At 61.8% G+C, this 23,459-nt stretch carries 23 protein-coding genes; 5 read left to right on the plus strand and 18 right to left on the minus strand.

The genetic code is table 11. The features are described from left to right. Window positions 1–22: 22 nt before the first annotated feature. On the minus strand, window positions 23–1,594 hold the full coding sequence (locus NCT04_RS25850; protein ID WP_250468313.1) for a DHA2 family efflux MFS transporter permease subunit: 1,572 nt from the start codon (window positions 1,592–1,594) through the stop codon (window positions 23–25). A 425-nt stretch (window positions 1,595–2,019) separates the two neighbouring features. On the opposite strand from NCT04_RS25850, the gene NCT04_RS25855 reads away from it, so the two are divergent. The 3 genes from NCT04_RS25855 (at window position 2,020) to NCT04_RS25865 (ending at window position 5,304) form a co-directional block, all read left to right on the plus strand. Next, a complete protein-coding gene (locus NCT04_RS25855) occupies window positions 2,020–2,820 on the plus strand; it encodes an SDR family oxidoreductase (RefSeq protein WP_250468314.1) in 801 nt (266 codons plus the stop codon). 38 nt (window positions 2,821–2,858) lie between these two features. Next, window positions 2,859–3,791 (plus strand): 3,5-dioxohexanoate:acetyl-CoA acetone transferase, encoded by a 933-nt coding sequence (kce, locus tag NCT04_RS25860; RefSeq protein WP_244832421.1) that lies wholly within the window; start codon window positions 2,859–2,861, stop codon window positions 3,789–3,791. Window positions 3,792–3,957: 166 nt separating this feature from the next. Continuing rightward, a complete protein-coding gene (locus NCT04_RS25865; RefSeq protein WP_250468315.1) occupies window positions 3,958–5,304 on the plus strand; it encodes an MFS transporter in 1,347 nt (448 codons plus the stop codon). A 224-nt stretch (window positions 5,305–5,528) separates the two neighbouring features. Here the strand turns inward: NCT04_RS25865 and NCT04_RS25870 are convergent, their stop codons facing one another. The 13 genes from NCT04_RS25870 to NCT04_RS25930 all read right to left on the minus strand — a co-directional run bounded on the left by NCT04_RS25870 (window position 5,529) and on the right by NCT04_RS25930 (window position 18,256). Then, window positions 5,529–6,143, minus strand: coding sequence for an HD domain-containing protein (locus NCT04_RS25870; RefSeq protein ID WP_284509435.1), 615 nt, complete (start codon window positions 6,141–6,143; stop codon window positions 5,529–5,531). Window positions 6,144–6,192: 49 nt separating this feature from the next. Beyond that, window positions 6,193–7,038 carry a BtpA/SgcQ family protein gene (locus NCT04_RS25875; protein WP_250468316.1) on the minus strand — a complete coding sequence of 282 codons (846 nt, stop codon included), beginning with the start codon at window positions 7,036–7,038 and terminating at the stop codon, window positions 6,193–6,195. A 22-nt stretch (window positions 7,039–7,060) separates the two neighbouring features. Further along, window positions 7,061–7,966, minus strand: a complete 906-nt coding sequence (locus NCT04_RS25880) for a ribokinase (RefSeq protein WP_250468317.1) — start codon at window positions 7,964–7,966, stop codon at window positions 7,061–7,063. Next, window positions 7,963–8,103 carry a hypothetical protein gene (locus NCT04_RS25885; protein WP_250468318.1) on the minus strand — a complete coding sequence of 47 codons (141 nt, stop codon included), beginning with the start codon at window positions 8,101–8,103 and terminating at the stop codon, window positions 7,963–7,965. Before NCT04_RS25885 ends, NCT04_RS25880 begins: the two co-directional genes overlap by 4 nt. Continuing rightward, window positions 8,100–8,864: a glutamine amidotransferase gene (locus NCT04_RS25890; protein WP_244832416.1), complete on the minus strand. Its 765-nt coding sequence runs from the start codon at window positions 8,862–8,864 to the stop codon at window positions 8,100–8,102. Before NCT04_RS25890 ends, NCT04_RS25885 begins: the two co-directional genes overlap by 4 nt. Before the next feature lie 2 nt (window positions 8,865–8,866). Further along, complete coding sequence (locus tag NCT04_RS25895; protein WP_250468319.1) at window positions 8,867–9,991, minus strand: phosphotriesterase family protein; 1,125 nt, start codon at window positions 9,989–9,991, stop codon at window positions 8,867–8,869. 2 nt (window positions 9,992–9,993) lie between these two features. After that, complete coding sequence (locus NCT04_RS25900; RefSeq protein WP_250468320.1) at window positions 9,994–10,998, minus strand: ABC transporter permease; 1,005 nt, start codon at window positions 10,996–10,998, stop codon at window positions 9,994–9,996. A gap of 2 nt (window positions 10,999–11,000) precedes the next feature. After that, window positions 11,001–11,795 (minus strand): ATP-binding cassette domain-containing protein, encoded by a 795-nt coding sequence (locus NCT04_RS25905; RefSeq protein WP_250468321.1) that lies wholly within the window; start codon window positions 11,793–11,795, stop codon window positions 11,001–11,003. A gap of 25 nt (window positions 11,796–11,820) precedes the next feature. After that, window positions 11,821–12,774: a substrate-binding domain-containing protein gene (locus tag NCT04_RS25910; protein WP_250468322.1), complete on the minus strand. Its 954-nt coding sequence runs from the start codon at window positions 12,772–12,774 to the stop codon at window positions 11,821–11,823. Window positions 12,775–12,962: 188 nt separating this feature from the next. After that, window positions 12,963–13,976 (minus strand): LacI family DNA-binding transcriptional regulator, encoded by a 1,014-nt coding sequence (locus tag NCT04_RS25915; RefSeq protein ID WP_250468323.1) that lies wholly within the window; start codon window positions 13,974–13,976, stop codon window positions 12,963–12,965. Window positions 13,977–14,063: 87 nt separating this feature from the next. Next, window positions 14,064–15,602 (minus strand): efflux transporter outer membrane subunit, encoded by a 1,539-nt coding sequence (locus NCT04_RS25920; RefSeq protein WP_250468324.1) that lies wholly within the window; start codon window positions 15,600–15,602, stop codon window positions 14,064–14,066. After that, window positions 15,592–17,130, minus strand: coding sequence for a DHA2 family efflux MFS transporter permease subunit (locus NCT04_RS25925; protein ID WP_250468325.1), 1,539 nt, complete (start codon window positions 17,128–17,130; stop codon window positions 15,592–15,594). Before NCT04_RS25925 ends, NCT04_RS25920 begins: the two co-directional genes overlap by 11 nt. A gap of 1 nt (window position 17,131) precedes the next feature. Then, on the minus strand, window positions 17,132–18,256 hold the full coding sequence (locus NCT04_RS25930) for an HlyD family secretion protein (RefSeq protein WP_244832463.1): 1,125 nt from the start codon (window positions 18,254–18,256) through the stop codon (window positions 17,132–17,134). Window positions 18,257–18,431: 175 nt separating this feature from the next. On the opposite strand from NCT04_RS25930, the gene NCT04_RS25935 reads away from it, so the two are divergent. Next, a complete protein-coding gene (locus tag NCT04_RS25935) occupies window positions 18,432–19,088 on the plus strand; it encodes a TetR/AcrR family transcriptional regulator (protein WP_250468326.1) in 657 nt (218 codons plus the stop codon). Window positions 19,089–19,237: 149 nt separating this feature from the next. On the opposite strand, the gene NCT04_RS25940 is transcribed toward NCT04_RS25935, so the two are convergent. Beyond that, window positions 19,238–19,840, minus strand: a complete 603-nt coding sequence (locus NCT04_RS25940) for an NADPH-dependent F420 reductase (protein WP_250468327.1) — start codon at window positions 19,838–19,840, stop codon at window positions 19,238–19,240. Between the two features lie 50 nt (window positions 19,841–19,890). Between NCT04_RS25940 and NCT04_RS25945 the strand changes: the two genes are divergently transcribed. Beyond that, window positions 19,891–20,865, plus strand: coding sequence for a LysR family transcriptional regulator (locus NCT04_RS25945; protein WP_350030045.1), 975 nt, complete (start codon window positions 19,891–19,893; stop codon window positions 20,863–20,865). Window positions 20,866–20,889: 24 nt separating this feature from the next. Here the strand turns inward: NCT04_RS25945 and csgH are convergent, their stop codons facing one another. The 3 genes from csgH to NCT04_RS25960 form a co-directional block, all read right to left on the minus strand. Further along, window positions 20,890–21,222: a curli-like amyloid fiber formation chaperone CsgH gene (gene csgH, locus NCT04_RS25950; protein ID WP_250468328.1), complete on the minus strand. Its 333-nt coding sequence runs from the start codon at window positions 21,220–21,222 to the stop codon at window positions 20,890–20,892. A 161-nt stretch (window positions 21,223–21,383) separates the two neighbouring features. After that, complete coding sequence (locus tag NCT04_RS25955) at window positions 21,384–22,718, minus strand: hypothetical protein (protein ID WP_250468329.1); 1,335 nt, start codon at window positions 22,716–22,718, stop codon at window positions 21,384–21,386. Between the two features lie 191 nt (window positions 22,719–22,909). Continuing rightward, window positions 22,910–23,437, minus strand: a complete 528-nt coding sequence (locus NCT04_RS25960) for a hypothetical protein (RefSeq protein WP_250468330.1) — start codon at window positions 23,435–23,437, stop codon at window positions 22,910–22,912. Window positions 23,438–23,459 lie beyond the last annotated feature (22 nt).

Here is a 23,459-nt window from a genome sequence, read left to right on the forward strand (position 1 = left end):
CAGGCATGCCTGTTCCCTGGCCTCAATGCGCCCCAGCCGCCTCCGCCGAATCCCCACCCTTCACCGGCCGCGTAATCCAGATAAGCGGAATGATCAAAATGAAAATGAACGTGGACGCATAGAAGAAATCGTCGAGCCCCATGACGGCAGCCTGATTCGCCACCATCAACTCGAACGATGCGTAAGCCGCACCCACATCGATATGAAGCTGCGACTGCAATGCCGCGATGGTCTGATTGAAAATCGGATTGTCGACGCTCGCCTGTTCGGTCAGTCGCACGTGATGCACGACCGTCCGATGATTCCATACGGTGCCCGCGATCGACGTGCCCACCGCCCCGCAGAAAATGCGCGCGAAATTCGACAACCCCGCCGCTGCGGGAATTCGTTCGGGCGGCAAGCCGGAAAGAATGATCGACACGAGGGGCACGAACCAGAGCACGGTCGGAATACCTTGCAGCAAGGTCGGTATGACGAGATGCCACGCATCGACCGTACTCAGATACTGCGTGCGCATGAAGAACACACCGGACAGTCCCATGAACGCGACCGTCACGAGAACGCGGGCATCGAATAACTGTAAAAGTCGCCCGATAAAAGGCGAAAGCAATACCGTGAAAATGCCCACCGGCGCGGTGACGAGGCCTGCGTCATAAGCGCGATAGCCGAGATACTCCTGCATCCATTGCGGCAGCAGAACGAGGTTGCCGAAGTAGAGCGCGTAGGAAACGGAAATGGCTATGGTGCCGCTGCTGAAATTGCGCAATGCGAAGAGCCTCAGGTCGACGACCGGATGCGCCTCCGTTAACTCCCACACGAGAAAGAACGCGAAGCTGACGAGGGCGATCAGCCCCAGCGCAACGATGAAGGGCGAAGCGAACCAGTCGAGGTCCCTGCCCTTGTCGAGCATCACCTGAAGCGAGCCCACCCACACCACGAGCAACGCAAGGCCGACCGTATCGATGGGCAGTTTCTTCGTCGGCGTCTCGCGCTTGCGATAGATGATCCACGTGGCGCCCGCCGCAATGAAGCCGACCGGAATGTTCACGTAGAAGATCCACGACCAGCTGTAGTTGTCGGTGATCCAGCCGCCTAGCACCGGTCCTGCGATCGGACCGACCGTGGCGGTCATCGCCCAGAGCGCCAGCGCCATGTTGGCGCGCGCCTTCGGATAAGAACTCAGCAGCACGGCCTGGGACAAGGGAATGAGCGGCCCGGCCACGAGGCCTTGCAAGATCCGCGCGCCCAGCAGGAAAGGCAGGTCAGGCGCGATGCCGCAAAGCCACGAAGCGAACACGAACATCAGAATCGCGCCGACGAACAGGCGGATCTGGCCGATCTGCTGCGTAAGCCAGCCCGTCAATGGAATGGATACGGCATTCGCGGCCGCGAAGATCGTGATGACCCACGTTCCCTCATCGACCGATACGCCGAGGTTTCCCGAGAGATTCGGCACGGCGACGTTCGCAATCGACGTATCGAGGACGGTCATGAAGGTCGCAAGCGCCACCACGATGGTGGCAATCACGAGCTGGCCGCCCTGCAACGGCGGATGCGGGACGGGTGCTGCGGGAGACGGCGATCCCTGCGTCATGACTGCGGTTCGGGGTTGATTGTTGTAAGCAGAAGCGGTTCTTCAGTTGGGCGCGTCCTCGAAACGAGCGATTCAACCCGCTCGTCTCGCGCGCGCCGCAACTGTCGATGACGTGAGAATAGCGGAGCTCGCTGCTTTATTAAACGCCTATTTCATAAATTCGCCTAGGCGATTACTTCGCAGAAGGGTTATCCCCTAGGCAAACCGGATTGACACAGATCAGCAACAAACACACACTGTGATCACAGATCACGGAATCAATCCGGCTCTCTTGCGCTGCCCGTGGCGCGGACCAACGCATCAACATGCGCAAGATGCAAAAAGCGCGAAATGGGCCATGCGAGCAAGAACCGCACACGCCTATCACCATCGCCCGCGCTTCGAAAAGCTGACCAAATAACAACCGTCCTACAGGAGCCAACCACATGGATTACCTCAAACTGCTCGCCCCGCCCGCCGGATTGCGCGTGCTGATTACTGGCGGCGCGTCGGGCATCGGTTTGACGATCGCGCAGGCGTTCGTGTCCACGGGCGCGCGCGTGCATGTATGCGATGTTGACGCCAAAGCCATCGATGCCCTATCGACTCATGCGACCGAATCGCCGTCGATCACCGGTACTCGCGCCGACGTATCGAACAAAGCCGACGTCGCGCGCGTGTTCGACGACGTGAAGCGCGAACTCGGCGGCCTCGATGTGTTGATCAACAACGCGGGCATCGCGGGACCGACGGGCGGCATCGACGAGATCGAGTCGGACGACTGGGAACGCACCATCGACATCAATCTGAATAGCCATTACTACTTTTCGAGCCAGGCCGTGCCGATGCTGCGCGAAGCAAATGGCGGCGGCGTGATCGTTTTCATGTCGTCGGTCGCAGGACGTCTCGGCTATGGATTCCGCACGCCCTATTCCGCGACCAAATGGGCGATCGTGGGCCTCGCGAAGAGTCTCGCCATCGAACTCGGCGCGGACAACATTCGCGTGAATGCGGTGCAGCCGGGCATCGTCAAGGGGCCGCGCATGGAAGGCGTGATCGCCGCGCGCGCGAAGCAACTGAACATCAGCTATCAGGAAATGGAAGCGCGTTATCTGGAGAAGATTTCGCTGCGCCGCATGGTGACGCAAGAGGAGATCGCCGCCAGCGTGCTGTTCCTGAGCTCGCCAGCAGGCAGTGCGATTTCCGGTCAGGCGCTGTCCGTCTGCGGCAACGTCGAAACGCTCTGAATATCGCTTCAAACAAGTACGAGAGGAGATCGAACACCATGGCAAGCAAACGCAAAGTCATCATCACCTGTGCGCCGACGGGCGCCATCCACACGCCTTCCATGTCGCCGTATCTGCCGGTCACGCCGGATCAGATCGCCGATGCCGCACTCGCCGCCGCACGCGAAGGCGCATCGATTCTTCATTTGCACGCGCGCGATCCCGAAGACGGGCGGCCGACGCAAGACCCTGCGGTTTTCGAACGCTTTTTACCGCGCATCAAGGCGGAAACGAACGCGGTCATCAATCTCACGACGGGCGGCAGTCCGCATATGACGGTCGCCGAGCGCCTCAAGCCCGCGCATCATTTTCAGCCGGAAGTGGCATCGCTCAACATGGGATCGATGAACTTCGGGCTGTATCCGATGCTCGACCGTTTCAAGGACCTGAAGCACGACTGGGAACGTCAGCATCTGGAGAAGAGTCGCGATCTCGTATTCAAGAACACCTTCGCGGATATCGAGTACATCCTGAGCTCGTGCACGGCGAACGGCACGCGCTTCGAGTTCGAGTGCTATGACACCTCGCATCTCTACAACCTCGCGCATTTCGTCGATCGCGGGCTAGTGAAAGGGCCGTTCTTCGTGCAGACCGTGTTCGGACTGCTGGGCGGCATAGGCGCGCACCCGGAAGATCTCGCGCATATGAAGCGAACCGCCGATCGCCTTTTCGGTTCGGACTATGTGTGGTCCATTCTCGGCGCGGGGCGCAATCAGATTCCGCTCGCGTCCATCGGCGCGGCGCAAGGTGCGAACGTGCGCGTCGGCCTTGAGGATTCGCTGTGGATCGGTCCTGGCCAGCTCGCCGAATCGAGCGCGCAGCAAGTGCGCCAGATTCGCCAGGTGATCGAAGGCTTGTCGCTCGACATCGCGACGCCCGCCGAAGCGCGTCAGATGCTCGCGCTCAAGGGCCACGACAACGTGAACTTCTGAAGACCGCACCGAAGCAAGCGGACGCGCGCCAAGCGACGTCCGCGCCATGACAACGAAAAGATACAAGGAGACAAGTCATGAAAGCCTACCTATCTCGCCGCGACGCTTCACCTCGTCGTCCATGCGCGCCCTGCTCTTCCAATCTGTCCTGACGCCGGGAGTCATCATGTCCACGCCCAGTTCTTCGCGTAACTCAACACATGCGTCACCCCATGCGTCGCTGAACGCGCTGCTGTTTCGCAAGCTCATGCCGCTGCTCGTGATCTCGTATGTGATCAGCTTTCTGGATCGCACCAACATCGCGCTTGCCAAGCATACGATGAGCATCGATCTTGGCCTGTCATCCGCCGCCTATGGGCTAGGCGCGGGGCTGTTCTTTCTGACGTATGCCGCTTTCGAGATTCCGAGCAATCTCGTGATGCATCGTGTCGGCGCGCGCTTCTGGATCACGCGCATCATGGTGACATGGGGCGTGCTCTCGGTGGCGATGGCCTTCGTGCGCGGCGAGACCTCGTTCTATGTGATGCGTCTTCTGCTCGGCGTGGCCGAAGCGGGACTCTTTCCCGGCGTGATGCTGTATCTGACTTACTGGTTCGGACGCGAGGATCGCGCGCGCGCCACCGGCTACTTCCTGCTCGGCGTGTGCGTGGCCAACATCGTCGGCGGCCCGCTTGGCGGTGCGCTGCTGGAAATGGATGGCGTGCTCGGTTTTCACGGCTGGCAATGGCTGTTCATGGTCGAAGGCGCGCCTGCCGTGCTGCTCGCGATCGTCGTGTGGAAGATGTTGCCCGACCGGCCGACACGCGCTTCGTGGTTACCGCGCGAGGAAGCGCTGGCGCTGGAGCGACGTCTTGCCGCCGAACAGGAAGCCATCGGTACCGGTCACGGCGGTCATACGTTTCGCGCGGCGCTGGCGGACAGACAGATCTGGCTCTCGATCTTCGTCTACTTTTGCCATCAGTTGACCATCTATACGGTTATCTTCTTTTTGCCAGGGATCATCGGATCTTCGGGGCACTTCTCGCCATTCGTCGTCGGCGTGCTGACGTCCACGCCGTGGGTCGCCGCCGCACTCGGCGCCGCCCTTTTGCCGCGCTTCGCGAGCAATTCATCGCGCAGCCGCCGCATGCTCGTGGGCGGCCTGCTGATCATGGCCGCGGGCATGCTGGTCGCCGCCTATTCGACGCCCGTCATCGGCTTTCTCGGCGTGTGCGTGTCCGCTTCGATGTTCTTCGTGGTTCAGTCGATCATCTTCACGTTCCCGTCTTCGCGGCTTTCAGGCAGCGCGCTTGCAGGCGGACTCGGGCTCGTCAACACGTGCGGGTTGCTCGGCGGCTTCGTCGGGCCCACGGTCATGGGGATCATCGAGCAATCGACCGGCAAGGCGATGAACGGGCTGGTGTGTCTTGCTGTCGCGCTGATTGTCGCGGCAATATGCAGTGTGCGGTTGCGGCACGGCCATGAAACACGCAAGACGAGCGATGCGGATCGACGGGCGACGAACGCGGCTTGAACGATTGATGGTTTTCCTGGATGCGAATCGCCGAGCGGGCTTGTTAAATCCGCTCGCCGATGGCACGGTTAGCTTCGGCTCGTCAGGGACATGTATCGGGCACGCGTTGAACATGGCGATGAGCGACCGGAACAAAACGCGTCGCCTCAACCAAGGTGGCGATCATCGCCAACTACGACACTGCGGATGCATCTCGCCGTCATTCAACGCCATTCGCCACGGCATCAGTCGTCTTTCCGGCGAGCGACGTCACCGGAAAAGTGCGCGCCGACAAGCTCACGCGCCGCTTCCCACAACTGCGGCGATCCGCGTGCAATCACAGGCCCGTACCGCTCCACGACCTGTTGCTCGTTCACGCCGTTCTCCGTCCACGTGCCTCCGCCAGTCAAGGTATTGATCAGCAACGGCTGCAGCCGATCGAGCGATTTGGCGAAGATCGCCTCCGGTGTCTCAGCCGCCTCGAATTCCATCCATAGTTTGCGCAGTTCGCGCCCTTGATCGTCGGGCAATAACCCGAAGATTCGCTCCGCGGCCCGTTGCTCCGATTGCTCGATCGACGCGGAATCCGCGCCTGGCGCGTGCAGCGGATGATCGCCAGCATCGATCTCGACGATGTCATGCACGAGCAGCAGTTTGATGACATGAAAACTGTCGACATCCTTCGCGCAATCCGAAAGCACCAGCGCGAACATGGCCAGATGCCACGAGTGCTCCGCCGAATTCTCCCTGCGGCTGCGGTCGATGAGCGGCGACTGCCGCATAACCGACTTCAACTTGTCCAGTTCGATCAGAAACCCGAAGCGCCGCGAGAGCGGCTCGACCTCTTTGTCTTGGTTCAAATTCATTCTCCCGGAAGACGGTTGCACGAGGAGAAGTCTACCGCTCGTCCTAACCTCCTCGCGCCGCGTGTACGAACCGCCGCACCTTGTCTTCATCGACGGGATTCCACCACACGCCGCCCACCTTCAGCGAACTCGCGACGATCACCGCATCCACGACCGACAAAATCTCCGCGACGTTGGTTTCCGTGCAGCCGCTGCCCACCAAAAGCGGAAGCCTGGTCGCGGCGCGAATCTGCCGAAGATAATCAAGGCTCGCGACATCGCCCGTGCGCTGGCCGGTGGCGATGATCGCATCGGCATCGAAGAATTCGACATCGCGCACGAGTTCCTCGAGCGCACGATCCGCGACGATTGCATGCGCGCCGTGCTTCACGTGCGCGTCCGCAAACACGCGGATGCCTTCCGCGCGCAACCGCGCACGATATCGCAAGGCCCGCGCCGCCTCGCCTTCGATGATGCCTTCGTTGGCCACATAAGCATTCGCCCACTGATTGACGCGCACGAACGCGGCATTGCTCGCGGCCGCGATGGCAAGCGCCGGCACCGAAGCGTTGGCAAGCACGTTGATGCCGATAGGCAGGCCCGTCTCGCGCGCAATCCGGTCCGCGCTCACGGCCATGAACGCCGATGTTTCCGGTCCGATGTCATCCGGTTTTGCGAACGGCACGTCGCCATGATTTTCGACGATGAGACCATCGACGCCGCCTGCTGCATACGCGCGGGCATCGGCAAGAGCGGTTTCGTATAGCGCCTCGCTCGTGCCTCCGTCGTAGCGCGGCGCGCCGGGAAACGCCGGGCAGTGAATCACGCCTATGACCACGCCGCGCGGGCGGCCGAAAATATGCGCGATGCTGTCGGTGCGTCCGCGTCCAACCTCGTGTCCGGTGTCCATGAGAATCCTGTCGAAGTATCGGTCAGATGAAGCGCGCGAGTTCGAGCATGCGCGCACGATCCGGAAAACTCGCCTGCGTGCCGTGCCGGCCGACCACATAGGCGGCAACGGCCATTGCGCGAGGCAGGATGTTGCGCAGACGATGGCCGTGCGCGAGCCCAGCCGCGAGCATGCCGCAGAGTGCATCGCCTGCGCCGACCGTGTCCACGGCAATGACTTCAGATGCGGGCATCTGCTCGATGCCGCCGTGCGCGCCGCACCAGACGACGCCGCCCGCGCCGAGCGTGAGCAGCACGTCGGTCGCGCCTGCCGCGTGCAGTGCGAGCGCCGCGCGGCGTGCATCGGCGTCGCCCGACAGCATTTCGGCCTCGACGCTGTTGACGACGAGCACATCGACATCGGGCAGCAGCGCGTTGACCTCGAATTGCACCGGTCCCGGATTCAGAAGCGTATGCCGCCCGCCGCGACGCGCCGCGCGCAACCACGTCGCCGTCACCGTGCGCGCCAGATTGCCTTGCAGCACGATCCAGTCGCCCGGCGCGCTCACGGCATCCAGCAACGCGGCATCCGGTGCGTAGCCGCTGGCGGCTTCGTTGCGCGTGACGATGGTGTTTTCACCGGCAGCATCGACGGTGACAATGGAAAGGTCCGTCGTGCAATCGAGATGGTCAACGTGCCGCGTATCGATGCCTTCCTCACCGAGCATGGCGACGATGCGCGCGCCGTCGGCGTCGCGTCCGACAGCCGCAAGCAACGTCACCTGCGCGCCCGCGCGTGCAGCGATCACCGCCTGATTCGCGCCCTTGCCGCCGAAGTCCAGCGTGCTGCCAAGCGCAATCGACGTCTCGCCGGGCTTCGGCAACGAAGCCACGCGCAGCGTCATGTCCATCGCCGCGTTGCCGATCACGCAGACGCGCGCGCTGCTCATGATGGTGCCATCCGGTAGCCGAACATTGCTAGATACGAGCCGAGCGCCTCACGCGGGCAAGCATCGCGGCAAGCCGCGCATGCCGCGCGCGCGAGGTCGAGATCGAGATCGAGGTCGGCGATACCGAAATACATCATGCCGCGCGCGCCTCGGTCAGCCAGTCGAGACACTGCCGCCAAAGCCGTCCATAACCGTCCCACGCGGAGAACTCGGGCGGCAGCCAGTGCACGGACATGTCGCTTGTCCAAGCAAGCGTGCGGCCCTCGCCATACTGCCCCGCCACGAGCAACGGATGGCCCGTGTCCGGCACGGTTGCGATGAGCGTCGCACCTGGCTTCAACTCGACTTCGTTGTAGCCGAGCAGATGCGGCCATTGCATGCCGAGGCCCTCTATCACCGGATGCCGCGCGACGATACTCGGCGTGAACCCCTCGGGCACTTCCACGCGGTCGTCCCACGCGAGGCACTTCACGGGCAGCACGTCCTCGACGGGCGTATTGCGAAAGCGCGCACTGCCGTTGATGCCTTGAAAGCTCAGATAGCCACCGATCATCATGAGACCGCCGCCTGCCTCCACATACTCGCGCAACAACTTCAGGCGGTTCGGCGTGCGCTTGCTGTGCACCCACGTATCCGGATGCAGCAAGAGCGTATTCGCGCCGATGTCGGAAAGAATGATCGCGTCATACTCCTTGAGCCCTTCGAGCGTCGTGGGAAATCGCGTCTGCGCGTCGTGACTCGGCATGTGCGTGACCGCGTACCCGGCGCTGTCCTTGAAGAGCGCGAGAAACTGCTCGGAGCCGGTGTGATACGTCACCGACGCGAACAGATCGAAACCCTTCACATGGGTTGCCGTGCTGGTCCACGACTCTCCGGCGAGCAGGACTTTCTTCGTCATTCTCAATCTCCTTGAACACGACGGCTCGTCACGCCAGATGCCGCCGCCGAGAACACGCGAGCGGGATTGGTCACGAGCATGGTTTCGATCTGCGCGTCGCTCACGCCGTGGCGTCTGAGTCTCGGCACGAAGTGTTCGAGGATATAGCCGTAGCCGAAGCCGCCGTAACGCGTGAGCATCATCTTGAGGAACACGTCCTGCGAGAGCAGCAGATTGCCGATGAACCCCGCATCGATGAGCGCGCGGATAGCGCGCGCGTTCTCTTCATCGGACGGCGATTGCGCGGCTTCGTCGGCGTAGTAGTAGTCCATGCCGATCATGTCGTATTCGAGCCACGCACCGCGCCGCGCGATGGAATGCTGATACTCGATATCCGCGTGGCTCGGGTTCATGTGACAAAGCACCGTATGCGCGAGATCGGCGCCCTCGCGCTCGACGATATCGAGCACGCGATGTCCATGCCGCACCCATCCCGGCAGATGCACCGAAAGCGGCACGCGCGTGGCGGCGCTCGCGCGAGCCGCCGCGCGCAGCGACTTCTCTTCTTCCGCCGTGAACGCCGCCGACACGCCGATTTCGCCGATGAGCCCCGCGATCACATCTGGCTTGCGCTCGGCGCCGCCCACGTCAAAGATCATCTGCTCGGCGAGTTCGTCGATGGAACGCTCGCGCACGTACGCCGGATGCGAAGGCTCCAGATAAAAGCCCGTCGACATGACGATGTTGAGCCCCGTGCGCCGCGAAATGCGCTGCAGCGCGAGCGGATCGCGGCCAATGCCGAGGTTGGTCGGATCGACCACCGTCTGGCCACCCAATTCGCGGAACTTCATCAGTTCCTCGGTGGCGGCATCGACATCGAATAGCTGGCAGTTGTCGCGGTTCATGAGCGGATTCATGCGCAGCGCGCCCAAAATGCCGACATGCACCTTCTGCTCGCCGATATGCCGTTCGCCGCAACAAGCCGGCGCGACCCATTTGCCGGAGGCATCGACCAGAATATGCTCGTGCATCAGCGTGATGCCCATTTGCTCGACCGGTAGCGGACCGAGCACCGTCATCACGTGGCCGCTGCCGACACCTATGGGCAGCGTCGCCGGATGACCGAATACGGGTTTCGTCGACATCATGTTCAGCCCTTCTTTCCACGCCGGGCGGAAAAGATGCGCGTGTTCAGCCAGATCGCGAACAGCATGATGGCCCCCTGGATGATCTGCGTATAGAACGGCGACACGTGAACCAGAATCAGCCCGTTGCCGAGCACGGCAATGGTCAGCGCGCCGAGGAGCGTGCCCAGAATGGTGCCGCGGCCGCCGAACAGATTGGTGCTGCCGAGCACGACCGCCGCGATCACCGCGAGCTCGAAGCCGACGCCCTGATTCGACGAACCGCTCCCGAGCCGCGCGGTCGTAATGAGCCCTGCGAGCCCCGCCGCGATGCCGCTCAGCACATACACCTTGATGATGACGCCGCGTGTATCGACGCCCGCGCGCCGCACGCCTTCCGCGTTCGTGCCGATCCCGATGATGTAGCGCCCGAAGCGCGTATGACGCAGCACGACCCATCCGGCGAGCATCACGGCCACCGCGATCACGGCGGGCAGCGGAAGTCCCAGGAACCACTCGCGGCCGAGCGCGACGAACCAGCCGTTGCCATCCACGGGCACGGAATAGCCTTGCGTGATGAGAAGCGCCGCACCGCGCACGATCGACAACGTGCCAAGCGTGACGATGAACGCGGGCATGCCCGCGATCGCGATGAAGTAGCCGTTCGCGAGCCCGATGACCCCGCCGAGCAGGAGGCCGCCGATCAGAACGAGCGTATCCGGCATGCCCGCGTGCAACGCGATGGCCGCGAGCGCGCCGACGAACGCGAGCGTCGAGCCCACCGAAAGGTCGATGCCCGCGGTGGTGATGACAAGCGTCATCGTCGTGGCGACGATCAGCAACGGCGCACTCTGACGCAGCACGTTAAGGAGATTGCCGGTGGTGAGAAAAGTGTCGGTGGCGATGCTGAACGCCACGACGCAGATCGCGAAGAAGGCCGCGATGCTCGCGACGCCTGCACGATGGCCCAGCCGGTGCGACAGCGAAAGCGCGCGCCGTGCGGAAGATTCGGAGGACACGGTGGTACCCATGATCAATGTTCGGCGTGTGGACGCGCGGAGCGCGCGTTGAATTTGTGCCCGACGATCAGATCGACGATCTCCTGCAGATTCGTCTCGCCGATAGGCCGGTCCGCGATAGCGGTGCCTTCGTACATCACCGTGATGCGGTCGCAGACCAGAAACAGGTCCTGCAGCCGATGACTGATGAGAATCACGCTGACGCCGCGCGCGCTTACGGTTCGCACGACATCGAGCACCGCTTCGACCTCCGCGACGGCGAGCGCGGCAGTCGGCTCGTCCATGATGAGCACTTTCGGATCGAACGAAACCGCGCGCGAAATGGCGATGGCCTGACGCTGTCCGCCCGACAGATTTTCCACGTCGAGTTTCGTGTCCGGAATGCGGATGCCGAGCCCGTCCAGCATGGAACGTGCATCGCGATGCATCTTCGCGTGATCGAGCATCGGCATGCCGAGCACGCGGCGCATGGGCTCGCGGCCGAGAAACAGATTGCCCGCGACATCGACCGTATCGCACAAGGACAGGTCCTGATAGACCATCTCGATGCGATGCGTGCGGGCATCGCCCGGATTGTCGAAATGGACCGTCTTGCCGTCGATCTCGATCGATCCGCTGTCGGGCACGACCGCACCCGACAGCACTTTCGACAGCGTCGATTTGCCCGCGCCGTTGTCGCCGACGAGGCCCAGCACTTCGCCCGGCGCGACATCGAGATTCACGCCGCGCAGCGACTGTATCGCGCCGTATTGCTTGGTGATGCCGCGCATCCGCACACGCAGCGGCGCGCCTGTGTCCACACTCGACATGAGGCTCTCCCGGTTTGGACGCGGCCTACTTGAACACGCTGCGATACTTCGCCACGTTCGCCTTGGTGACGATGGTCACCGGAACGGAGATGTTCTTCTCGACCGGTTGCTTCGCGATCAGCTTGAGCGCGGCGTTGACGGCCGCCTTGCCTTCGCCTTCCGGGTCCTGCTGCACCACGGCCACGACAAAGCCCTGATCGATGCCCTTGATGGCCTGCGCGCTCAAGTCCCAGCCGAAAATCTTGACGCGATCCGTCGCGCTTTGCGCCGACACGGCGGCCACGAGACCGATCAAGGCCGGTTCGCCGGTTGCATAAACGACCTGCATGTTCGGGTTGCCGGAGATGAGATTTTCGGCGGCCGTCTGCGCCTGATCCTGCACGTTCTGGCCATCGACCGTGGACACGATCTTCGCATTGGGCGCGCCCGCGAGACCGGCCTTGAAGCCGTCCAGACGCACGTTCTGAATGTACGAATTCAGCGCGCCGACCACGCCCACGCTTGCCTTGCCGCCAAGCGACTTCTTGACGTAATCGGCCGTGTAGGTGCCGATGTCCTTGCCGACCTTGAGATTGTCGACACCGACTTGCACGTCGTTATCGCCGTTCACGATAGCGTCGATGGTGACGACCGGAATGCCGGCCTTCTTTGCTTCGGCAATCGCCGGCTTGATCCCGTTCACGTCGATGGCGACCACGAGAAGCGCATCCACCTTCTGCTGGATGTATGTCTCGATGGCGTTGTTCTGCGCGTTCGGGTCATTGTTCGAATTGAAGATGGCGAGGTCCGCACCCGCGGCCTTCGCGGCCTTTTGCGCGCCGTCATCCATCTGGGTGAAGAAGAGCGCTTCCTGATTGATCTGGACCAGCGCGATTTTCTTCTTGTCGGCGGCGTGCGCGCCGCCCGATAGTGTAATCAGCGATCCGGCGGACATCACGGCGACCGCGGACATGATCCGGCGTGAAAGCATGGCGTTCATCACAGCTCCTCCATCGCAAAGGCGCAGAACGAGCGACTCGTCGGCTGGTCCTGGCATGGTTGAAACTTCAGAGGGCGCGGATGAAAACGCGCCGCTTTGTAAACCGGTTTACTTAGGCTACGGCCGTCGCCTCGTTCGTGTCAACCGGTCAAAATTAGAATTTGCGTGGAGTGGCGTTGACGCTGAGTTCAGCGCGAACGTGGCGGCGCGACGGACGCGCGTTGGATCAGACTCACGGGCAGCCGCCGCACGGCGGACGGTCCGCCGCCCGAAAGACGCGCAAGCAGCAACTCGACGCCCGTGCGGCCGAGATCGCGCGCGGACTGCCGAAGCGTCGTGATGGGCGGCATCAGCAGGCTCGCAAACTCCATGTCGTCAAAGCCGACGATCGACATATCGCGCGGCACGTCGATACGTCGATCGCGCAGCGCTTCGAGCAGGCCGACCGCGAGGTAATCGCTCGCCGCGAAAATCGCCGTGGGCGGCGACGGCAGCGCAAGCAGACGGCCGAGCGCCGTCGCGCCGAACTCGCGCTCGTACGAGCCGAAACAAACGAGCGTTTCATCGAATTCGATATTCGCCTGCGCCAACGCCCGCCGATACCCTTCGCAACGCTCCTGCACGGTAAAAAGACCGAGCGGGCCGCTGATATGAGCAATGCGCCGATGCCCCGCCTCGATCAGATGCTGCGTGGCGAGATAGCCGCCCTGCACGTTATCGACGAGCACTTTGGGCACGTCCGCGCCCGGCACGTCTTCATCGATCACGACGATATTGCCGCGCGTGCCGATGAGCGTGCGCAGCGTGCCGTCGTCGGGACGGTTGGAGACGAGGATCAGGCCGTCGAGATGCTGGATGTCGAGCCAGCCGACATACAGCGATTCGCGAGCGAACTGGTTGCGCGTGATGCACAAGGACAGACCGTAGCCATGCTCGGAAGCGGCCAGCTCGACTTCGTCGGCGATCTCCGCGAAGAAAGGATTCGCCACGTCCGGCATGGCCAAGCCGATAGTCTCGCTGCTGCCGAGGCTCAGGCGCCGAGCAAGGCTGTTTTGCCGGTACTTCAACGCCGCGATGGCGGCGTCGATGCGTTCGGCTGTGTCCGGCGGCAACGCGAGGCTGCCGTTCAGGTAGCGCGATACGGTCGCCTTCGAGACCTTGGCATGTTCCGCCACTTCGCGAATCGTGGACACTTTGGGCACAGCGCGTTCCGGCTTGGAAAACCCTGAGTGTAGCCTCGTTCTCGCGCAAGCCGTCATCGAGGCATCGCGAACGCGCGCTTGTGCGCCTTATTCCTGCTTGGCGGGAAGCGCCGCATACGCGCCGTCTTGCGTATCCCAGCCGCCGCCGAGCGCCTTGTACAACGCGACGAGATTCGTCGATACCGTCGCGGTGCTGTCGACCCATTGCTGCTCGGCGGTGAGCAACGCCTTTTGTGCCGTCAACACGTCGAGGTAGTTCGACAGGCCACGAATGTAGCGCTTGTTTGCAATGTCGAGCGCGCGTTTGGACGCTTGCACGCTTGCCTCCAGGCGATCGCGGCGGCGCTGTTCGGCGGCGAATCCCGTCAGCGCGTCATCCACTTCCTGGAATGCCGACAGCACGGTCTTGCGGTACGTGATCGCCGCTTCCTGTTGCTGGGCTTCCCGCAACGCGAGCGTCGCACGCAAGCGGCCACCCTCGAAGATGGGAAGCGAAAGACTCGGCCCCGCACTGTAGCTGCGCGCGCCCCAACTACCGAGATTCGTGAATTGCGTGGCCTGAATGGCGACGCTTCCCGACAGCGTGATCTTGGGGAAGAAGTCCGCCTTCGCCGCGCCGATGCTCGCCGTTGCCGCATGAAGCTGCGCCTCCGCCTCGCGGATATCCGGCCGCCGATGCGCCAGTTCCGATGAAAGCCCGACCGGCACGCGCGGCGGCGCCATCGGCACGGCGGATGGCGGCGACAGCTTCGCCGCAAGCGCTTGCGGATACTCGCCAAGCAGCACGCCGATGGCATTGATCAGCTTCGCTTCCTGCTGCTCTTCCTGCGGAATATCCGCGGCATTCGATTCGGCCTGGCTCTGCGCATTGGCGACATCGAGATCGGTAGCGAGTCCATGCTTCGCGCGCTCCTCCGTGAGTTGCACGGTACGCTCTGCAAACGCCAGATTCTCTCGCGTAATACGCAGCTTTTCCTGCGTCCCACGCAGATTCAGATAATCGCGCGCGACTTCGGCGGCGGTCGAGACGATCGCATCGTGCCGCGCCTCGTTCTGCGCTTCGACCGTGGCGCTCGCGCTTTCCGTCGTGCGTCGCACGCGGCCCCAGAGGTCGAGTTCCCACGATGCATCGAAACCATACTGATACAAATTGAACGGCGGCAGTGCGTTTTGCGCCGCGCTCGACGTCGGAACACCGCCTTGCCGTCCGCCGAGTCCGTTCGTATCCGTGGCCGATGACCCGCCGCTGCCCAGCAAGCCGATGACGCCATCGGCGCTCTGCAGCTCGCGCGTGTAGGAAGCGTTGCCGTTGAGCGTCGGAAGCGCGTCGGCCTTCGTCTGGCCAAGCTGTGCACGCGACTCCAGGAGCCGCGCCGCCGCGACCTTGATGTCGAGATTGCTGTCCATCGCGCGCGTGACGAGCTCGGTCAGCACGGGATCGCCGAAGCTGTTCCACCATTGCGGATCGACAGGTTCGGGCACCGCGACCGACCGGTTAGCCTCGCTCGTGGACTGCGTTTCGGGCCACGGCGCCGGTGTCTGCAATGCAGGACGCTGAAAATTCGGGCCGACCGTGCAGGCCGACAGGAACGCGACAAACGGAATCCATCGATAATCAATGCGCATTGACTTGTGCCCCCTTCGGCAGCTTCGGCAGCTTCGGCAACAAGATACAGACGGGACACAGCACGAGTGATATGACGCCGAGCATGATGAACACGTCGAGATAACTCATGACGGACGCCTGTTGCTCGACCCGTCCGGCGATGGAGCCGAGCGCATTCACGAAGCCGTTATACGGCGTGATGTGCTCGGCGAGCCGTGCATGATGAAACTGATCGCGCCACGCCAGTTGCGTCGTCACGAGCGACACGCCGAAGCTGCCGCCGAGATTGCGCATCATGTTGATGAGCGCGGATGCGTTGTTGTTCTCTTCCGGCGGAATGCCGATGAACTGCACGGTCGAAAGCGGAATAAAGAGAAACGGCAGCCAGATGACCTGATAAAGCCGCGACAACGAGACATCCCAGAAGCCGATGTTCAGATTGAGACCCGCCGAATGCAGTAACGCGACGCCCGTGCCCGCAAGCGACATCATCACGAGCCATTTGGGCTGGAACACGCGCCCGGTCACGATGCCCGCCACGGGCATGAAGAACAACGTGACGAGACCACCCAAGCCAAGTGTGAGGCCGGCGTTGGTGGCATCGTAGCCAAGTAATTCCTGCGTAAATTGCGGCAGAATCTGCGTCGTGCTGTTGATGATGAACCCGAACGCGAACATGACGCCGCAACTGATGGCGAATGCGCGCGACTTGAAAAGCCGCAAGTTCACGATTGGTTGCGCGGTCGTCAGTTCACGAAAGACCAGCGCCACCAATGCGACGCATGCAACCGCCGCGAACGAGCAGATGAAGTTCGACGAGAACCCGTCCTCGCGCTCGAATTTATCCAGCACGATCTGCAGGCAGCCGAAGCCGACCGCCACCAGAAAGAAGCCGAGATAGTCGATGCGCAAGCCTCGGTCGAGCAGCGCGCGACGCTCTTGCTGAACGAGCTTGCTGTCGCTTACGAACATCCACGTCAGGACGAGCGACACCATCCCCACCGGCAGGTTAATGAGGAACACCCAGTGCCACGAATAGTTCTCGGTGATCCAGCCGCCAAGCATCGGTCCGATGGCGGGCGCCGTGACGACCGTAAAACCATACAGCGCGAACGCCATCGCGCGCTTGTCCGGTGTGAACGTGTCCGCGAAAATGCTCTGCTCGACCGGCGCGAGACCCCCGCCGCCCAGTCCTTGCAGCACGCGAAAGACGATCATCATCGGCAGCGAGGTGGCGAAGCCGCACGCCACCGAACTGACCGTGAACAGGAACACGCAGATCATGTAGAAGCGCTTGCGCCCGATCACGTTCGCAAGCCATCCGCTGATAGGCAAGACGATTGCGTTGCTCACCAGGTAGCTCGTCGTGATGTACGTGCTCTGGTCGAGGCTCGCACCGAGTCCGCCCGCGATATGCCTGAGCGCCACGTTCGCAATGGTCGTGTCGAGCACTTCCATGAAGGTGGCAATCGACACGATGACCGCGATGAGCCACGGATTGAAGGGCCCCGCCGCCGACCTCGGCAATGCTGCGTGCGTAGCGGCCATGTCAACGTACCGTCACGCGCGGACTGACGGAGAGACCCGGCGCGAGCGGCATGTTGCGCCAGTCGTCGCCATCGAAGACGATCTTCACGGGCAGACGCTGCACCACTTTCACGTAATTGCCCGTGGCGTTTTCCGCAGGCAGGCTGCTGAACACCGAGCCCGTACCGCGTTGCAGACTCTCGACATGCGCGTGGAGAACCTTGTCCGGATAAGCATCCACGGTGACATCCACGGGTTGTCCCACGTTCATGTGAACGAGCTGCGTTTCCTTGAAGTTCGCGGTGACCCACATCTCGTCGGGCACCACTGCAACGAGCGCCTGTCCGGGCGTCACGTAGTTGCCAAGGTTCACGGTGCGGCGCGTCACCTTCCCTGCCTGCGGTGCGACGACTTCCGTGTAGCTCAATTGCAGCTTCGCGTTATCGACATCCGCATGCGTCTGACGCACCGATGCCTGAGCGGCGTCGATCTTGGTTCGTTGCGACGCGACCTGCGCTTCGCCCGCCTGAACGGCCTGCTTCGCGCTATCGAGCCTCGCGAGCGCGCTCTTGGTGGTCGCCTGACTTTGTTCGAGTTGCTGACGCGTGATGGCGGCCGGGTCCGTGCCCGTATAGCGCGCGAGATCCTGTTGCGCCTGCAGTAGATCGGCCTGCGCGACGCGCACCTGCGCGGTCTGCTGCGCGAGATTGGCTTGCTGATACAGCAGGTCGGCATGCGCCTGCGCAACTTGCGCAACGGCATTGGCTTCCTGTGCCTCGGCTTGTTCGAGCTTCACTTCGAAGTCGCGTGGATCTATGCGCAAGAGCGGCTGATTCTTTTCGACGTGCTGGTTATCCGCCACCAGCAATTCGATCACGCGACCGTTCACCTGCGATGCAATCTGGCTTTGATTGCTGTCGATGAACGCGTCGTCGGTACTCTCGTAGTGCCGGCTATGGAGCCAGTACGCAACGCCTCCAGCCACACAAATCAGTAATACCGTTCCGCCGATGATGGCATTCATGCGCTTGCGCTTCGGGCTCATCGGCTTGGACGTTTCCTCGCCCGGCTTCTTGTCGGCTTGCTCGCGGTCGCCTTCTCCGGCATCGCCGGAGGGCTTGCTATCTTCGCTTTCACTTCCGGCCATTGCAGTCTCCCAACCAATATTGAGATGCATTCTACAATAGAACGGAACGGTCTCGTTCTTTTTTTAATAAGCGGCGTCTGTGTTAATCTTGCGCTGGAGATTTATGCAAGGATCAGCCGTGAAACGCACGATGAAAGATGGCAACGGACATGCCTCCCTATGCCCCATAGGAGCCATGTTCTCGCGCAAGAAAGGCCGTCCGTCCAACGCGATGGCAGGCGATGTGGAAGAGCGCATTCTGGACGCGGCGAGTACCGTCTTTCTGCAGCAGGGTTTCGCTGGAGCGTCGCTGGAGCGCATCGCCGAGGCGGCGGGCGCAGGCAAGGCAACGTTGTACAGTCGGTATCCGAGCAAGGAAGCGCTCTTCGCCGAAGTGGTCAAACGAAATTGTGAGCGGTGCTTGCGTCCCGTGTTCGAGGCGCCGCAATCCTCTGCTCTCGTCGAGCAACTCGAAGGGGTGACGCGCGCGCTCGTCACACGCTTGCTCGACGACGAGGTGATCGGGTTGATCAGAGTGGTGGTAGCGGACGCGCCGCGATTTCCGTCGCTGGCGAAAATGACACGCGAGGCGGGGCGCCTGCGCGGCATCGATGCGGTCGCGAGCTTGATGGCGGAACATTCGCAAATTGCGCGCGACGCCAGTACGCGCGCTGCCATCAAGCGCAATGCGTTGATCATCGCTACTCAGATGCTCGATGCAATCGTTCCGCCCATGCTCATGAGAGCATTGATGGATGAAAACCTCGATGATCTTCGCAACGAGATCCGCTCGCATGTCAAGCGGACTATCGCTGTATTCGTCGCGGCGGGTGCGCTGAATGCGTTCTTATAGAGGCACGCAGTAGTCGCTCGCCCCCTGCTTTGCATCGACGAGCAACTTTCACACGACTTCAAGCGGCGCCTTTATATGTCATTGAGGGCACGGATAGCCGACCTTCCCCGGTCATACGGCTTGGGTCCGATGACATGATCGTACAGGGCTCATTGCTCCTTCTTGAACAGGTCCTGAAAGATCAACGCCGCCCAATGCTTGTCACGGGCCTGCACGAGTTGTCCGCCTTCGGCGAGCTTGCCGAGACTGACCGGCGCATAACCGAGCCGTTCGACGAGCGCCGCGACGGTTGCATTGGCGCCCTCATCATCGCTCGATAAAAAGAGCACTCGGCGTCCCGCTGAAGTCGCGGGTTCCTGCGCGAGCACGCGCGCGGGCAGATGGTTGAACGCCTTGACCAAATGCGCGCCCGGCAGCGCCTTCGCCACGACCGCCGAGGAAGGCAGATCGTCCAGTTCGTTTAGCGGCACGCCATAGGCATTGGTGGCGTCGATGACGACTTTGCCTTGCCAGCTAGCCATAGCCTTGGCGACATCGCGATGCGCCCAGAACGGAACCGCGAGAATGATCACGTCGGCCTTGAGCGCGTCCTGCAACGTCATAGGTACGATCTTGTCGCCGAGCTCTTGCGCGATAGGTGCGATGGATTCCGGCCCGCGCGTGTTCGCGATGCCTGCCGTGATGCCGCTGCGAGCGAATTGACGGGCAATCGCGGCGCCTACGCTGCCGCTCCCGATGATCGAATAAGTCATGAGAATTCCTTTTTTGGTTGGTCACGAGTACGTCGTTGCTTGTGTGGATCGTGGCAGCGCGTGAACGATCTGGGAAGACGGCATATCGAGATACAATCCATCATGCTCGGAGATGGATAGCCGCTATGCTCGATGGAATATCGCTGGACCAACTCAGAACCTTTATCGCCGCCGTGGATGAGGGCAGTTTCTCGGCGGCAGCGCGAAAACTCAATCGCGTTCAGTCGGCGGTAAGTGGCTGGGTCGGAGGATTGGAAGATCAAACGGGCGTCATTCTTTTCGAGCGCTCTGGACGATTCCCGAAGCTCACGCCGGAGGGCGCGCTGTTGCTCGCGGACGCTCGCAATATCGTCGCTGGGGTGGATGCGTTGAAGGCGCGTGCGGGGCTCATGACATCGGGCGTGGAAGCCGAACTCTCGGTAGTGGTCGACGTTTTCTTCCCGACTGATGTGATCAGTGCAGTCGCAAAGGCCTTCGCCGAGCAGTTTCCACTGACGCCGCTACGTCTCTTCGTCGAAGGACTGGGAGCGGCTTATCTACCCGTTCTCGACGGCCGATGCAGTCTCGGCATACTACCGCCGCTGCCACAGGCATTTTCATCGCTGACGAGCGAGCGGCTCGGCGACGTGCCCGTGGTCGCGGTGGCTTCGGCGCAGCATCCGCTTGCAGCCATCGGTCGCCGGATAACACGGCGTGAACTGGGCCGCCACGTTCAACTAGTGCTGACCGACAGATCCGATCTCACGGCAGGTCGCGACTTCGGCGTGGCCTCCGCTTCGACCTGGCGCTTGGCGGACTTGTCGACCAAATATGCGTTTCTAAAGGACTGCGTGGGCTGGGGAGGCATGCCCTTGCATATGGTCGAAAAAGACATCGCCGCAGGGACGCTGGTTGTTCTCGATACGGACGAGATGCCGCCCAGCGGCTGGCTTTTGACGATGTCCATCTTTCAGCAGCCTTCGCAGCCGCCTGGACCGGCAGGCAAATGGTTCATCGAACGATTGAAGACTCAGTGGCAAAGTTGATGGTTCAAACGGCCGCTCGGGCTTTCAACGAGTCGCCTGGTAAGCGCTGCCAGTTCCGCAATCCGTGCTGACCGTACGGATCACACGCCCGGCCTGCATCAACGTGATGCTGACCTTGCAAGCCTCCCCTTTCGCCGATGACACGGCAAGCGTCGAGACCGCTCGGCTCTCGCCGCCGCGCAAGTGCAAACTGCCCGACTGCGACACGTTCGACGTGCCCGACGCGCCCGACTTGAGCACGTGCATGTCGTAGTCGAGGCCGGTGTCGTACACGCTGACGACGTACGGAACGACGCGGATTGAACCGTTGGCGGAAGTGACATCGAAGGACACGGCGACATCGGAGAACGCGATCATGATTGGCTCCTCTCAGGCAAAGCGCGTCTGAATGGAAAAGCACCCGGCGTGGTGGCTATGAATATCGACCGGCACCACGCGGGGTGAAGGAGAGCATCGATCAAACGGCCGGGGGCTCGGCCGTTCGAGTCGAACACACACAACGATCTTTACTACGCCCCTTAGTGCTGAGCGATCGTCGTCGAGTTGTGGATGCCTGTTTGCGTCACGGTGGCGATGTTGCCTGAACCGGCTTGCGTGACCGATGCGTAATTGCTTCCACCAACTTGCGTCGATGCAATGCGGTTGCCGCTGCCCGATTGCGACGAGTACAACTCGTTGCTTACGCCATCTTGCGATGCCAGCAGCGTTTCTTCCATCCCGGCCTGATACGCCACCGCATTGTTGCCGCTGCCATGTTGGAGCACATCGAGCTTCGAGCCGAATGCGCCGACTTGCGAAAGGCCCGCCGTGTTGACGGCCGTGCCAGTCGAAACCTGGGTCGACGTGATCTCGTTGCCGCTGCCGTTGTGCTGCAACGTGCTGACATTATTCACGCCTGAGCCACTTTGCGACACGGTCGCGCTCGAACCTGCTTCGCTCACCTGCGAAACCGAGGCCTGACTCTTCGAGCCCATCTGCGACACCGTGACGTTGCCGCCTAGCGCAAGCATCGTCGAGACGGCCGCGTTGTTATTCGAGCCGGTCTGCAAGATGGAAGTCAGGTTGGCCGCCGACAAAGTCTGTGCGACGTTTGCCGTGTTGCTCGGACCGGTTTGCAGAATCTGCGTCGTGTTGCCGAGCGCGCCGAGTTGCGAGACCGTTGCCGTCTCCAGCGAGCCATGCTGCGCGATGTTCGTGGTGTTGTCGTAGCCGAGCGTCTGAGAGACCGTCGCGTTGCCGCTGGCGCCATCTTGCTGAACATTCGTGTTGTTACCCGACGACGAGGCCTGGCCCACCGATGCCACGCCAAGCGCGCCGGTCTGGCTGATGATTGTCGTGTTATCCGAACCGACATTCTGCGCAACGCTCGCCGAATTCACGCCGGTCTGATAGATCGAAGTCGTGTTGCCGGTGCCATTGTTCGAGTTCACGTTGGCGCTCGAACCACTCACGAAGCCGGTCTGCGTGATGTTGACCTTGTTCTGCACTTCGCCCGTCTGCACGACCGACGCCTTGGCCGCGGTAAGCACACCGCTCTGATCGATGTTCGTCGCATTGCCCGCACCGCCGCTCGTATTGACCGATGCGTTGTTCAGCATACTCGACTGGTTGATCACAACTGTGTTGTCGCGTGAGCTCGATTCGGTGACACTCGCGCGGTTGCCGGCCGCGATAAGGCCGCCCTGCTGCGATATTGCGACGTTATCGCCGTTCGTGTCCTTCTGGTCAACCAATGCATTGTTGTATGTACCGGTCGTGGTCACGGTGACGGTGTTGTTGATGGCTTCGGCGAACACGCTCGACGAGGCCAGTGCCAGAAACCCCATTGCAACGACGGATGCTTTGATCTTCATGATTGGTCAACCCCTTATATGAACCAGTGAACGATGGTTTCGTGTTTGTGCTTTTGCTTTCATTTCAGCGGTCCGGCCTGCTTGGCATTTTTCATGGTGTGCACTTGCCGCCTTTCCCCTGCTGCTGCCGCTACTTCACTCGTCGTTTCATCGAATGGCTGCTCCTTGATTCGTTGCTCGTCGTTGTATGCTTATCGGGCGATCACCAACGCTTTTGCTCCGTTACCCGTTTGCTGGACCTGAATGCCGCTGCCGGCGCCTCCTTGAATGATGGTTGCCTGATTACCGTTGCCGCGTTGCGCCACCGATGCGTCGTTGCGAGACCCGTATTGCGTAACCGACGCGTAGTCGCTATTGCCTCGTTGCGTCACGCTGGCCGTGTTGTATGACCCCGATTGCACGCCGACATACTGATTGCCGTTACCTGACTGCACGAGCGACTGCCAGTTCTGCGTCCCGGTTTGCTGCGACGCCGCCACGTTCGCCACGCCAATCTGATTGATGGTGATCGCGTTGACGCCGGTTTGCCGGGCCTGCACCGTGTTCGCTGAACCCGTCTGATTCACCGTCGCACTTTGGCGGCTCACCGTGAAAGCCGGCTCCCCTGCACCGAAGTCCGAGATGAAGGACAGGTCAGCGGCACTCGCGGTAGACGCAACAATCATAAGCATTCCGTATATTTTATGAGCGAGCGACTTCTTGATTCTTTGGTTCTTCATTTACGGCTCCTGATGCGAGCTA

The sequence above is a fragment of the Caballeronia sp. GAFFF2 genome, from assembly GCF_023631485.1.
In the GTDB taxonomy this organism is placed as follows: domain Bacteria; phylum Pseudomonadota; class Gammaproteobacteria; order Burkholderiales; family Burkholderiaceae; genus Caballeronia.

What these genes read in the sequence shown, in the direction of transcription:
- NCT04_RS25955 (WP_250468329.1), bottom strand. Translation starts at nt 22,718, where the DNA reads ATGAAGATCAAAGCATCCGTCGTTGCAATGGGGTTTCTGGCACTGGCC.
- NCT04_RS25940 (WP_250468327.1), bottom strand. Translation starts at nt 19,840, where the DNA reads ATGACTTATTCGATCATCGGGAGCGGCAGCGTAGGCGCCGCGATTGCC.
- kce (WP_244832421.1), top strand. Translation starts at nt 2,859, where the DNA reads ATGGCAAGCAAACGCAAAGTCATCATCACCTGTGCGCCGACGGGCGCC.
- NCT04_RS25935 (WP_250468326.1), top strand. Translation starts at nt 18,432, where the DNA reads ATGTTCTCGCGCAAGAAAGGCCGTCCGTCCAACGCGATGGCAGGCGAT.
- csgH (WP_250468328.1), bottom strand. Translation starts at nt 21,222, where the DNA reads ATGATCGCGTTCTCCGATGTCGCCGTGTCCTTCGATGTCACTTCCGCC.
- NCT04_RS25890 (WP_244832416.1), bottom strand. Translation starts at nt 8,864, where the DNA reads ATGACGAAGAAAGTCCTGCTCGCCGGAGAGTCGTGGACCAGCACGGCA.
- NCT04_RS25895 (WP_250468319.1), bottom strand. Translation starts at nt 9,991, where the DNA reads ATGATGTCGACGAAACCCGTATTCGGTCATCCGGCGACGCTGCCCATA.
- NCT04_RS25900 (WP_250468320.1), bottom strand. Translation starts at nt 10,998, where the DNA reads ATGGGTACCACCGTGTCCTCCGAATCTTCCGCACGGCGCGCGCTTTCG.
- NCT04_RS25885 (WP_250468318.1), bottom strand. Translation starts at nt 8,103, where the DNA reads ATGATGTATTTCGGTATCGCCGACCTCGATCTCGATCTCGACCTCGCG.
- NCT04_RS25925 (WP_250468325.1), bottom strand. Translation starts at nt 17,130, where the DNA reads ATGGCCGCTACGCACGCAGCATTGCCGAGGTCGGCGGCGGGGCCCTTC.
- NCT04_RS25855 (WP_250468314.1), top strand. Translation starts at nt 2,020, where the DNA reads ATGGATTACCTCAAACTGCTCGCCCCGCCCGCCGGATTGCGCGTGCTG.
- NCT04_RS25865 (WP_250468315.1), top strand. Translation starts at nt 3,958, where the DNA reads ATGTCCACGCCCAGTTCTTCGCGTAACTCAACACATGCGTCACCCCAT.
- NCT04_RS25960 (WP_250468330.1), bottom strand. Translation starts at nt 23,437, where the DNA reads ATGAAGAACCAAAGAATCAAGAAGTCGCTCGCTCATAAAATATACGGA.
- NCT04_RS25850 (WP_250468313.1), bottom strand. Translation starts at nt 1,594, where the DNA reads ATGACGCAGGGATCGCCGTCTCCCGCAGCACCCGTCCCGCATCCGCCG.
- NCT04_RS25930 (WP_244832463.1), bottom strand. Translation starts at nt 18,256, where the DNA reads ATGGCCGGAAGTGAAAGCGAAGATAGCAAGCCCTCCGGCGATGCCGGA.
- NCT04_RS25880 (WP_250468317.1), bottom strand. Translation starts at nt 7,966, where the DNA reads ATGAGCAGCGCGCGCGTCTGCGTGATCGGCAACGCGGCGATGGACATG.
- NCT04_RS25920 (WP_250468324.1), bottom strand. Translation starts at nt 15,602, where the DNA reads ATGCGCATTGATTATCGATGGATTCCGTTTGTCGCGTTCCTGTCGGCC.
- NCT04_RS25910 (WP_250468322.1), bottom strand. Translation starts at nt 12,774, where the DNA reads ATGAACGCCATGCTTTCACGCCGGATCATGTCCGCGGTCGCCGTGATG.
- NCT04_RS25875 (WP_250468316.1), bottom strand. Translation starts at nt 7,038, where the DNA reads ATGGACACCGGACACGAGGTTGGACGCGGACGCACCGACAGCATCGCG.
- NCT04_RS25905 (WP_250468321.1), bottom strand. Translation starts at nt 11,795, where the DNA reads ATGTCGAGTGTGGACACAGGCGCGCCGCTGCGTGTGCGGATGCGCGGC.